The organism is Delftia sp. SD018, assembly GCF_017355445.1.
In the GTDB taxonomy this organism is placed as follows: Bacteria; Pseudomonadota; Gammaproteobacteria; order Burkholderiales; family Burkholderiaceae_C; genus Comamonas; species Comamonas acidovorans.
In genome coordinates this window covers 1-11,252 of record NZ_JADDRN010000058.1, presented here as the reverse complement: position 1 = coordinate 11,252, position 11,252 = coordinate 1, and the positions used below count along the sequence as shown (strand labels likewise).

Annotated in this window: 8 protein-coding genes, 4 tRNA genes and 1 pseudogene; 7 read left to right on the top strand and 6 right to left on the bottom strand. The window is 65.3% G+C overall.

What is annotated here, in order from left to right; genetic code table 11:
* Both INR38_RS28325 and INR38_RS28320 read right to left on the bottom strand, forming a co-directional pair.
* Positions 1-710 (bottom strand): TPM domain-containing protein (locus tag INR38_RS28325; protein WP_207476062.1); only part of this gene is annotated, 710 nt, incomplete at its 3' end.
* 33 nt (positions 711-743) lie between these two features.
* Positions 744-1,331, bottom strand: coding sequence for a LemA family protein (locus INR38_RS28320; RefSeq protein ID WP_012202362.1), 588 nt, complete (start codon positions 1,329-1,331; stop codon positions 744-746).
* Positions 1,332-1,479: 148 nt separating this feature from the next.
* On the opposite strand from INR38_RS28320, the gene INR38_RS28315 reads away from it, so the two are divergent.
* Both INR38_RS28315 and INR38_RS28310 read left to right on the top strand, forming a co-directional pair.
* Positions 1,480-2,466, top strand: a complete 987-nt coding sequence (locus INR38_RS28315; RefSeq protein WP_207444572.1) for an alpha/beta fold hydrolase — start codon at positions 1,480-1,482, stop codon at positions 2,464-2,466.
* 5 nt (positions 2,467-2,471) lie between these two features.
* Positions 2,472-3,023, top strand: a complete 552-nt coding sequence (locus INR38_RS28310; RefSeq protein ID WP_180318590.1) for a DUF2946 family protein — start codon at positions 2,472-2,474, stop codon at positions 3,021-3,023.
* Between the two features lie 69 nt (positions 3,024-3,092).
* Here INR38_RS28310 and INR38_RS28305 read toward each other — a convergent pair.
* The 4 genes and pseudogenes from INR38_RS28305 to INR38_RS28290 all read right to left on the bottom strand — a co-directional run.
* Positions 3,093-3,611 (bottom strand): annotated as a pseudogene (locus INR38_RS28305) (c-type cytochrome); the annotation flags it as partial.
* A 218-nt stretch (positions 3,612-3,829) separates the two neighbouring features.
* On the bottom strand, positions 3,830-5,287 hold the full coding sequence (locus tag INR38_RS28300) for an efflux transporter outer membrane subunit (protein ID WP_043825883.1): 1,458 nt from the start codon (positions 5,285-5,287) through the stop codon (positions 3,830-3,832).
* Complete coding sequence (locus tag INR38_RS28295) at positions 5,280-8,435, bottom strand: efflux RND transporter permease subunit (protein WP_043825884.1); 3,156 nt, start codon at positions 8,433-8,435, stop codon at positions 5,280-5,282. The genes INR38_RS28300 and INR38_RS28295 overlap by 8 nt, the downstream gene beginning before the upstream one ends.
* Positions 8,436-8,450: 15 nt before the next feature.
* The gene (locus INR38_RS28290; protein WP_043825886.1) at positions 8,451-9,743 is read right to left on the bottom strand and encodes an efflux RND transporter periplasmic adaptor subunit; all 1,293 of its coding nucleotides are present in this window, start codon (positions 9,741-9,743) and stop codon (positions 8,451-8,453) included.
* Between the two features lie 192 nt (positions 9,744-9,935).
* On the opposite strand from INR38_RS28290, the gene INR38_RS28285 reads away from it, so the two are divergent.
* The 5 genes from INR38_RS28285 (at position 9,936) to INR38_RS28265 (ending at position 11,148) form a co-directional block, all read left to right on the top strand.
* The gene (locus INR38_RS28285) at positions 9,936-10,568 is read left to right on the top strand and encodes a TetR family transcriptional regulator (RefSeq protein WP_169807227.1); all 633 of its coding nucleotides are present in this window, start codon (positions 9,936-9,938) and stop codon (positions 10,566-10,568) included.
* A gap of 80 nt (positions 10,569-10,648) precedes the next feature.
* Positions 10,649-10,724: transfer RNA gene (locus INR38_RS28280), tRNA-Arg, on the top strand.
* A 91-nt stretch (positions 10,725-10,815) separates the two neighbouring features.
* Positions 10,816-10,901: transfer RNA gene (locus INR38_RS28275), tRNA-Tyr, on the top strand.
* A gap of 55 nt (positions 10,902-10,956) precedes the next feature.
* A tRNA-Gly gene (locus INR38_RS28270) sits at positions 10,957-11,030 on the top strand.
* A gap of 43 nt (positions 11,031-11,073) precedes the next feature.
* Positions 11,074-11,148 (top strand) — tRNA-Thr (locus INR38_RS28265).
* Positions 11,149-11,252 lie beyond the last annotated feature (104 nt).

Below are 11,252 nucleotides of genomic sequence, written 5' to 3'. Positions count from 1 at the left end.
AGCGCGACAACTCCCGCTCCTGCGGCGACGAGCAGACTGGCCGTCACCACATAGGCGGCAATGCCGGCGCCTGCCCCCGCCAGCACGGAGGCCAGCGGCCGGCCCAGCACCGAGCGCAGGATGGGACCGACCACGGCCACGCCGAAGAAGAAGAACAGCATCAGGTCTTCCATGTCGAAGCCCCTGTCCGGGCTTTTGGAAGACTGGGGGCTGGAGGAGGGCGCCGGCAGTTGCTCGCCCGCAATGCGCGCTGCCACCTGGTCCAGCGCAGCGGTGATGCCGCCCGCATAGTCCCCCTGGCGAAAGCGCGGTGCCATCTGCTGGTCGATGATGCGCGCGGCCGCCAGGTCGGGGATCGCGCCTTCCAGCGCGCGGGCCACTTCCATGCGCATGCGCCTGTCGTTCTTGGCAATCACCACCAACAGGCCGTCGCCCACGTCGCGGCGGCCGATCTTCCAGTCACTGGCCACACGCCAGGCATAGGCGGCAATGTCCTCGGGCGCGGTGGTGGCCACCATCAGCACGACGACCTGCGAGCCCGACTTCTGTTCGATGCCACGCAGCCTGTCTTCGATGGCGCGTGCCTCATCGGCCGATAGCGTGCCCGTCTGGTCGATGAGCCGCGCCGAGAGGGCCGGCACGGGCTGCGGCGCCTGCGCCAGCGTGCTCCCGGGCAGCAGCAGCATGGTCAGGACAAGGGCGCAAAGCATGCGCCACAGTGGCACCAGGGACATGGTCACGGCTTACTTGTTGCCGAAGTCCACCGTGGGCGGACGGGAGATTTCGGCCTCGTTCTGCACGCTGAAGCTGGGCTTGGGTTCGTAGCTGAAAACCTTGGCCGTCAGATTGGTCGGAAAGCTGCGCGCCAGCACGTTGTAGGACTGCACGGCCTGGATGTACTGGTTGCGCGCCACGGTGATGCGGTTCTCCGTGCCCTCCAGCGTCACGCGCAGGTCGCGGAAGCCCTGGTTGGCCTGCAGCTGGGGATAGCGCTCGGCCACCACCATCAGCCGCGACAGGGCACTGGACAGCTCGCCCTGCGCCTGCTGGAACTTGTTGAAGGCCTCGGGGTTGTTGACCAACTCGGGCGTGGCCTGGATGGAGGTGGCCTTCGCGCGTGCCTCCACCACCTTGGTCAGGGTTTCCTGCTCGAAATTGGCCTCGCCCTTGACCGAGGCCACGATGTTGGGCACCAGGTCGGCACGGCGCTGGTACTGGTTGAGCACCTCGCTCCAGGCCGACTTGGTCTGTTCGTCAAGACGCTGGAAGTCGTTGTAGCCGCAGCCGGTCAATGCCAGGACGGTGGCAAGCGTGGCAAGTAGACGTTTCATAAGATGGCAACCTGAAAGCGACAATGGAAAACAGTATCGCGCACGATGCATGCGCAATGCTGGCGATTGTGCTGCGCGCCCGGCCTGCTGCCCTGTAGGGCAAAGGCCATTGCGCAGCGGTGTGGCAAGGACTGCTAACAGGGCTTTTATGCACGAATTCACGGCGGCGCGCTGGTTGCCCGGGGGCCATGCCCAGACCATCTGGCCGGCACTGTTCGCGCGCCGCTGGCCGGTGGGCCAGGCGGCGCCCGCCTGGCGCTGGGAGCGCTGGGATACCCCGGATGGCGACTTCATCGATGTCGCCTTCGGCGGTGCTTCCACCCTGCCTGCCGATGCGCCATGGCTGGTGCTTTTCCATGGCCTTGAAGGCTCGGCGAACAGCCACTATGCCCAGGCCATGGCCTGGGTGGCCGCGCAGCGTGGCTGGCACATGGCCGTGCCGCACTTTCGCGGCTGCAGCGGCGAGGTCAACCGGGGCCCGCGCGCCTATCACTCGGGCGATGTGCAGGAGGTGGACTGGATACTGCGCCGCCTGCGCGTACGGTCTTCCCGCCCGCTCCATGTGGTGGGTGTTTCCCTGGGCGGCAATGCGCTTGCGCGCTGGGCCGGTCTGCAGGCAGACAAGGCCGCCGAGGTGGTCCAGGCCCTGGCGGCGGTGAGTGCGCCGCTGGATCTGGCGGCTGGCGGCATGGCGCTGGGGCAGGGTCTGAACCGCTGGATCTACACACGCATGTTCCTGCGCACGCTGGTGCCCAAGGCGCGGGTCAAATGGGCGCAATTTCCCGGCCTCTTCGACCGCGATGCCGCGGTGCGCGCGCGCGATCTGAAGGAGTTCGATGACGCGTTCACGGCACCCGTGCATGGCTTTCTCGATGCGCACGACTACTGGCGCCGGGCGGCGGCCAAGCCTGTGCTGGCCAGCATTGCCGTGCCCGCGCTGCTGCTCAATGCGCTGGACGATCCCTTTGTCCCTGCATGCAGCCTGCCAGGGCCAGGCGAGGTCGGCCCACGGGTTACGCTGTGGCAACCGCCGCATGGCGGTCATGTGGGTTTTGCACAGGGACATTGGCCAGGGCATGTACTGGGCATGCCGCAGGCCGTCACGCAGTGGCTGGCAGACAGCGAACAAGGATGAATGCAATGGACGATATCGTGAAGCAGGCCATGGCCAAATGGCCCCATGTGCCCGCCTGCAGCGGCTGGCTGGGGCTGGACGAGCGCGGGCGCTGGTATCTGCGCGATGAAGAGGCCCAGGCCTGCGGCGCTTTCGACAGCGGCACCCCGGGAGCCAAGGGCGCGGAGGTGCGCAACGAAAAGCTGGCGGACTTCATCGCCCGCAACTATCTTGCCGAGCCCGACGGTCGGTGGTTTTTCCAGAATGGTCCCCAGCGCGTGTATGTGGAACTGGAAAGCACACCCTGGATATGGCGGCTGCGCTGGGATGGCGAGCGCCTGCAGGTGCACAGCCACACAGGGGCAGAGCTGCAGGCCGCAGACATCAAGGAGGTTTTGATGGATGAGACAGGGCGCCTGTATCTGGCCATGCCCTCCGGCCTGGGCCTGGTCCATACGCAGGACATGGTCGATGCCGCTGCCGCGCTGGACGCCGGCATGCTGCCTGCCTGTGAAGAGGTGCCGGCACAGACGTTGCCGCAACGCTACGGTTTTGTGCGCAGTCCGGCCCGGGCATGAAAAAACCGGCCGAAGCCGGTTGGTGCCAGACATCCTGGGCCTTGCTCAGTTGGCGGGTGCCGCTGCACCTTCTGCTGCAGCGCCTCCTGCGGCCGGGGCCTTGGGCTCTTCAAACTTGCCACCTGCGGCATTGGCCATGTAGACCACGCCACGGGCAATTTCGGTGTCGTTGAAATCGCCGCCGCCTTGAGGCGCCATCGCTCCCTTGCCCTTGAGGGCCGAGTGCACCAGACCTTCCAGACCTTGTGCCAGGCGCGGGCCCCAGGCCGCGGCATCCGCGAACTTGGGAGCACCTGCGGCACCTGTGGCATGGCAGGCCGCGCATTGGCCCTTGAAGACTTCTTCACCCGAGCGCAGCGGGCGATTGGCATCCCGGATTTCCACGAGGCCGATTTTCTGCAGCCGCTGGGCCTTGGCCATTTCGGTCTGGGAAGCGCCGGCGCCGGCCTTGTCGGCCGAGCTCACGTATTGCACGAGGCCGATGATCACGAACACCGGAACCACGAACGAGAAAAACACCGCCATCAGCAGCTGCTTGGGGTTCTTGATCGGGCCCGTATGGGCTTCTTCGGTGTGGGTTGCGCTCATGAAGTCCTCTTGTGTTGTGGGGGCGTGAGTCAACAACAAATTATATCGACGGGCCTCTTGCAGACACTGCGCGCAGACCCGGGTTGACCTGGGGCGCACATATGCCATGAGATGGATCAAGCAAATGGCAAATGCTTTCCGCGCGCCATGAAAAAGAGGTGTTCACCTTGCGGAGAACACCTCTGTGCGGTTGGCGCGGCAGATGCCTGCCTTGGGTCTTACTGCGCGGGCGCGGGAGCCGGCGTGGCTGCCGCTGCTGTCGCTGTCCTGTCGGTCCAACCGCCGCCAAGCGCCTTGTACAGCTCGATCTGGTTGAGCAGCTGCGCCAGACGCACGCTCACGGTGGACTGCTCCAGCGCGAACAGGGTGCGCTGTGCATCCAGCAGGTCCAGGTAGCTGGCCACGCCGTTGCTGTAGCGCAGGTCGGACAGCTTCAGGCGTGCCTGCTCGGCTTCGAGCTGGGCGCGCTGAGCCATGATCTGGTCACGCAGCGTGCCCTGGCTGTCCAGTGCGTCGGAGACCTCGCGGAAGGCGCTCTGGATGGACTTCTCGTACTGGGCGATGGCCACTTCGCGCTCGACCTTGGCCGCAGCCAGATTGGCCGAATTGCGGCCTGCATCGAAGATGGGCAGGAGGGCGGATGGCGCGAGGGTGAAGCCCCAGCTGCCGCTCTTGAACAGGCCCGACAGCTCGTTGCTGGCCGTGCCGAACTGCCCCGTCAGCGTGATGCGCGGGAAGAAGGCGGCACGCGCGGCACCGATGTTGGCGTTGGTGCTGATCAGCTGCTGCTCGGCCTGGCGAATGTCGGGCCGCTGCGTGAGCAGGTCCGAAGGCAGGCCGGCCGGCACGGCGGGCAGGTCCGCCGTGTCGCGCAGGCCCTGGCTGGAGCCCAGGCTGGCGAGCACGTCCGCTGGCAGGGACTGGCCCAGCAGCAGCACCAGGGCGTTTTCATCCAGGGCGCGCTGGCGCTGCTGCTGCGCCAGCGTGGCGCGCGCAGCCTCGGTCAGCGAGACGGCCTGGCGGTAGTCCAGCTCGGACGCCACGCCCGTGTCGAAGCGCAGCTTGGTCAGCTTGATCGACTCTTCACGGGTCTGCAGCGTGTCGCGCGAGATCTTCAGCAGCTGCTCGTCGGCCAGCAGCGTGTACCAGCCGCTGGCCACGGCGGCCACCAGGCTGGTCTGCGCGGCGCGGCGTGCTTCCTCGGTCGCCAGATACTGTGCCAGGGCCGCTTCCTTCAGGCTGCCGATGCGGCCGAAGAAGTCCAGCTCCCAGGAAGTGACGGCCAGGCCGACCTGGTAGCTGTTGACGTACTTGGTGCCCGAGCCCGTGGTGTTCGGGGCGCGGCTGGCGTTGACGCCTGCACCGACCGTCGGGAACTGGTCGGCGCGCGTGATCCGGTACTGGGCCTGGGCACGCTCGATGTTGAGCGCGGCCACGCGCAGGTCACGGTTGTTGTCCAGCGCGGTGCGAACCAGCTGCTGCAGGCGTGCGTCCTGGAAGAAATCCTGCCAGGGCAGCTGCGCTGCAGCCGTGCCGCCTTCCGCCGCAGCGGTGGCGTTCGCGCGGGTGTACTGCGCCGCGACCGGAGCGGCAGGGCGCTCGTAGGTGGGGATGAGCGAGCATCCCGCCAGGAGCAGGGCGGTGGCGATGGCCACCGGGGTACTGCGATTAATCATGGCTCAAGGCCTCCTTGCCGGCCGGTGTGGACGGCGGGTTGTGCGATTTGATCTTGCCCTTGAACAGCTTGCGCACCACGACGAAGAAGGTGGGCACGAACAGCACGGCCAGCACGGTGCCGGTGATCATGCCGCCGAGCACGCCGGTGCCGATGGCACGCTGGCTGGCCGAGCTCGCGCCCGTGGCGATCACCAGAGGCACCACGCCCAGGCCGAAGGCCAGCGAGGTCATGATGATGGGGCGGAACCGCAGGTGGGCGGCTTCCAGCGCAGCCTCGATCAGTCCCTTGCCTTCGGCCTGCAGGTCCTTGGCGAACTCCACGATCAAGATCGCGTTCTTCGCCGACAGGCCGATCACCGTCACCAGTCCGATCTGGAAGTACACGTCGTTGGAGTAGTTGCGCAGCAAGGTGGCAAGCACCACGCCCAGCAGACCCAGCGGCACGACCAGAATCACCGACAGCGGAATCGACCAGCTCTCGTACAGAGCAGCCAGACACAGGAACACGGCCAGGATGGCGAAGGCGTACAGGAAGATGGCTTGCGAACCCGCCAGCTTTTCCTCACGCGACTGGCCGGTCCACTCGAAGCCGAAGCCTTCGGGCAGCTTGGCAGCCAGCTTTTCCATCTCGTCCATGGCATCGCCCGAGCTGAAGCCCGGAGCAGCCGAGCCTTCGATACGCACGGCTGGGTAGCCGTTGTAGCGCACCGTCTGCTGGGCGCCCTTGACCCACTTGGTGGTCGCGAACGTGGACAGCGGCACCGGATCGCCCTTGGCATTGCGCGCGTTCAGGCGCAGCAGATCGTCGGGCTGCATGCGGGCCGGAGCATCGGCCTGCACGATCACGCGCTGCAGACGACCCTGGTTGGGGAAGTCATTGACGTAGGACGAGCCCAGCGCCGTGGACAGCGCGGCATTGATCGAGGTGAAGTCCACGCCCAGGGCGTTGGCCTTGTCGCGGTCGATCTCGATGCGCAGCTGGGGCGCGTCCTCCAGACCATCGGGACGCACGCCGGCCAGCACCTTGCTCTGCCCGGCCATGCCCAGCATCATGTTGCGGGCGTTGATCAGCGCATCGTGCCCGTGGCCGGCACGGTCCTGCAGGCGGAACGAGAAGCCCACGGCGTTGCCCAGTTCGGGAATGGGCGGCGGGTTCACGGCGAACACGAAGGCATCGCGGATGCCCGACGTCATGCCCATGATGCGGCCCGTCATGGCGTCCACCGTGGAGTTCGCTCCCTTGCGCTCGGACCAGTCCTTGAGCGGCACGAAGGCGAGGGCGGCATTCTGGCCCTGGCCGGAGAAGCTGAAGCCCAGCACGCTGACCATGTTGGCCACTTCGGGCTGCGGCAGCACGGCTTCTTCCACCTGCTTCATCACCTCCAGCGTGCGCTCCTTGGCGGCGCCAGGGGGCAGTTGCACGTTGACGATGAAGTAGCCCTGGTCCTCGGTCGGCAGGAACGAGGTCGGCAGGCCACGGAACACCACCACGGCGCCCGCGATCACGGCCAGGTACACACCGATCATCAGCACCGAGCGCTTGAGCAGTCGGGCCACCCAGCCCTCATAGGACTTGGCCGAGCGTGCGAACGTGCGGTTGAACCAGCCGAAGAAGCCTTTCTTCTCGTGGTGGTGACCGGCTTCCACGGGCTTGAGCAGCGTTGCGCACAGGGCCGGCGTCAGCGTCAGCGCCATGAAGGCCGAGAAGCTGATGGAGGCGACCATCACGATGGAGAACTGCCGGTAGATATTGCCGGTGGACCCCGCGAAGAAGGCCAACGGTATGAACACCGCGATCAGCACCAGCGTAATGCCCACGATGGCGCCCGAGATCTGGCCCATGGCCTTGATCGCGGCTTCGCGCGGCGGCAGGCCTTCCTCGCTCATGATGCGCTCGACGTTCTCCACCACCACGATGGCGTCGTCCACCACGATGCCGATGACCAGCACCATGCCGAACATGGCCAGCACGTTGATCGAGAAGCCCACGGCCTGCATGACCGCGAAGGTGCCCAGCAGTGCAATGGGCACCACGATGGTCGGGATCAGCGTGTAGCGCCAGTTCTGCAGGAACAGGTACATCACCAGGAACACCAGCACGATGGCTTCCAGCAGCGTGTGGGCGACCTTCTCGATGGAGATGCTCACGAACTTGGAGCTGTCGTAGGGGATGGAGTACTTCACGCCCTTGGGGAAGAACTTCTGCAGCTCTTCCATGCGCGCATGCACGGCCTTGGCGGTCGCCAGCGCATTGCCGCTGGGCGTCAGCTGGACGCCGATACCCACGGCATCCTTGCCGTTCAGGCGGGCGGAGGTCGCGTAGGCCTGGCCGCCGATCTCGATGGTGGCCACGTCCTTGAGGCGCACGGTGGAGCCATCGGGATTGGCGCGCAGCACGATGTTCTCGAACTGGCCGATCGAAGACAGCTGGCCCATCACCGTCACCGTGGCGGCGATCTTCTGGCCCGTGATGTTGGGCAGGTCGCCGATGGCGCCGCTGGCCACCTGGGCGTTCTGGCTGCGGATGGCGGCTGTCACGTCCTCGGCCGAGAGCTTGTAGCCCTGCAGCTTGGCGGGATCGAACCAGATGCGCATCGCCTTTTCCGTGCCGAACAGCTGTGCCTGGCCTACGCCGGCCACACGCTGGATTTCGGGCACGATATTGCGCGAGGCATAGTCGCCCAGGGCCACCGTGTCATAGGCCTTGGCGTCCTCGGACGACAGCATGATGAACAGCAGGAAGTTGGACGACGCCTTGTCCACGCGCACGCCCTGCTGCGTCACGGACGCAGGCAGGCGCGGCGTGGCGCGCGACAGGCGGTTTTGCACGTCCACCTGCGCCAGATCCACGTTGGTGCCGGCCTCGAAGCTGATGGTGATGCTGCCCGTGCCATCGGCCTGGGCCACCGACTCCATGTAGACCAGACCGGGCGAGCCGTTCATCTCGCGCTCGATCACGGACAGCACGCTGTCTTCGAGCACCTTCGCGGACGCGCCTGGATAGGCGGTGTTGATGACGATGGCCGGAGGAGCCACCTTGGGGTATTGAGCGATCGGAAGCTTGGTCAGCGCGATACCACCGAGGACGATGATGAACAGCGCGACGACCCATGCAAAGATCGGTCTGTCAATAAAGAACTTGGCCATTTCTGAGCCCCTTGATTACTTCTTGTCTGCCTGGTCCGCAGGCTTGGCATCGGCTGCGGCTTGCGGGGCTGGCGCTGCCGCGCCGGCCGGCTTCTGGGCACCTGCGGCCTCGGGCTGCCAGGGCACAGGCTTGACCGGCGTGCCGGGCGGCAGCATCTGCAGCTTCTGGAAGCCGTCGACCATGACCTTCTCACCCGCCTGCAGGCCTTCGCTCACCAGCCACTGGTTGTTCTGGGCCGTGGTCACCTTCACCTGCCGCTTGGTGATCTTGCCGTCGTCGCTGACCACGCTCACGGTGTCGCCGGTCTCGGTGCGCGTCACCGCCTGCTGGGGCACGGCAATGGCGTTGGACGCCTGGGCCTGCTCCATGCGCACGCGCACATACATGCCGGGCAGCAGCAATCCCTTGGGATTGGGCACCTCGGCGCGCAGCGTGACCTGGCCGGTGGAGCTGTCCACGGTCAGGTCGGTGAACAGCAGCTTGCCCTTGAGTTCATAGGCCGTGCCGTCGTCCAGGCGCACCTCGACGCTGGCAGCCTCGGCGCCATCGGCCTTCTTGAGCTTGCCCTGCTCCATCGCGCGGCGCAGCCGGAAGGCCTCGCTGGACGACTGGGTGAAGTTCACATAGACAGGATTGATCTGCTGGACCACGGCCAGCGGAGTCGCCTCGCCCTGGCCGACCAGCGCGCCTTCGGTCACCAGCGACTGGCCGATGCGGCCGGAGATGGGGGCCGTGACGTTGGTGTAGCCCAGATTGATCTCGGCCGTGCGCACCGACGCCTTGCCGGCCGCCACATCGGCCTGGGCCTGCTTGTAGGCTGCCTCGGCGTTGACGAAATCCTGCTTGCTGATGGCGTTGGCGGCAACCAGCGGGCGGTAGCGTTCCAACTGCGCCAGTGCCTGCGCCTGGTTGGCTTCGGCGCGGGCCTGCGTGGCCTTGGCGCTTTGGAGCGTGGCCTGGTAGGGAGCGGGATCGATGCGGTACAGCACCTGGCCGGCCTTCACATCGCTGCCTTCCCGGAACAGGCGTTCCTGCACGATGCCGGCGCTGCGGGCGCGGATCTGGGCCACGCGGCGCGCATCCACGCGGCCAGGGAGTTCGGTCACAAGGCCCACGTCGGCGGGGGTGGCGACCACCACGCCCACCGGCACGGCGGGCATCTGCTGCTGCGCGGCAGCTTGTTCTTCGGGCTTTTTCCCGCAGGCCGCCATGGCCATTGCGGCAGTGACGGCCAGGGCCACGGTGGTGAGGCGCAGACTGCTGTAAGGGGACGGAGCGGCTGACACATTGCTGCGTGTGCTGGGCATGATGGGTCCTTGTGCTGAATCAAATAACGATGTTGACGTTCCGGTCAGCGCTATCCGGAACGCCCGTGTCCACGGGCAAGTCGCGGATTATACATACATACATGAATGTATAATGACCGCTGTTGCTGCAAGGCGGCGCGAAGCATGGCGTAGCGTGGCATGGCCGGGCTCAACGATGGAAGGAAATACATCTTGGCACGACGAACGAAAGAAGATGCGTTTGCAACGCGCAACAGTCTGCTGGACGCTGCGGAGCAAGTGTTCTACGAACAGGGTGTCGCCCGGGCCTCGCTCAACGAGATTGCCCAGCGAGCCGGCGCCACGCGCGGTGCGGTCTACTGGCATTTCAAGGACAAGCTGGATCTCTTCTACGCCATGCTGGACCGCGTCACGCTCCCGCTGGAGCAGGCTGCTCAGGGTGACTGCGAAGATGACTCCGAATGCGATGCGCTGGAATATGTGCGGCGCCTGATGGCGGTGGTCTTCGGGCGCATCGCCGATGACGACAGTACGCGGCGCGTCTTCGAGATCCTGCTGCTCAAGGTGGAATACGTGGGCGAGCTCATGCCCGTGCAGGAGCGCAACCGTGCCGCACTGGACTCTTTTTCCGCGCAACTGGAGCTGGCGCTGCGCGCGGCTGCCGAAAGCCATGCGGTGACCATGTCCATGCCGGCTCCCCAGGCCTCGATCGCGCTGTGCGCCATGTTCGATGGCCTGCTGCAGAGCTGGCTGCTGGGAAGGGCCTTCGATCTCAAGCAGGTGGGCGCGCAGGCGGTGGATGTCTGCCTGCGGGGGTTGGGCTTCACGGTGCCGCAGGCGCAATAGCGCCGGGTCCTGGGGGCTTGGACGTGCCGGGGCAAAGTCATGCGACAATGCTCGGCTTGTGCAGGGCAGCGATGCCCTGAGCGGCTGTAGCTCAGTGGATAGAGTATTGGCCTCCGAAGCCAAGGGTCGTGGGTTCGATCCCCGCCAGCCGCACCACAATTTTTCTTGGATCGCCCAGGTGGCCTGAGAAAAAAATGCACTGAAATTTTTCTGACGAAAAAAACGGTGCTAGAATTCAAATCTCTTCGGAGGGGTGCCCGAGTGGCTAAAGGGGGCAGACTGTAAATCTGTTGGCTTACGCCTACACTGGTTCGAATCCAGTCCCCTCCACCAGTAATGGTGAAGAAGAGAAGTCATCTGAAAAGATGGCGACGTGCAGTCAATCTGTGCGGGAGTAGTTCAATGGTAGAACCCTAGCCTTCCAAGCTAATGACGCGGGTTCGATTCCCGTCTCCCGCTCCAGTTGGCGAGCAAAGTTTTTTGAGATTGCTTCGGCAGCCTCAAGGCCCATGTGGCTCAGTGGTAGAGCACTCCCTTGGTAAGGGAGAGGTCGGCAGTTCGATCCTGCCCATGGGCACCATTATCTCTGGTGCGCTCGCTAGATGGGGTTGCGCCAAATCCTGTTGTAGTGATTTAGATTTTTTTCGGAGTCGGAAAAATGGCTAAAGCAAAATTCGAGCGTAC

What these genes read in the sequence shown, in the direction of transcription:
- INR38_RS28315 (WP_207444572.1), top strand. Translation starts at nt 1,480, where the DNA reads ATGCACGAATTCACGGCGGCGCGCTGGTTGCCCGGGGGCCATGCCCAG.
- INR38_RS28290 (WP_043825886.1), bottom strand. Translation starts at nt 9,743, where the DNA reads ATGCCCAGCACACGCAGCAATGTGTCAGCCGCTCCGTCCCCTTACAGC.
- INR38_RS28295 (WP_043825884.1), bottom strand. Translation starts at nt 8,435, where the DNA reads ATGGCCAAGTTCTTTATTGACAGACCGATCTTTGCATGGGTCGTCGCG.
- INR38_RS28310 (WP_180318590.1), top strand. Translation starts at nt 2,472, where the DNA reads ATGGACGATATCGTGAAGCAGGCCATGGCCAAATGGCCCCATGTGCCC.
- INR38_RS28320 (WP_012202362.1), bottom strand. Translation starts at nt 1,331, where the DNA reads ATGAAACGTCTACTTGCCACGCTTGCCACCGTCCTGGCATTGACCGGC.
- INR38_RS28300 (WP_043825883.1), bottom strand. Translation starts at nt 5,287, where the DNA reads ATGATTAATCGCAGTACCCCGGTGGCCATCGCCACCGCCCTGCTCCTG.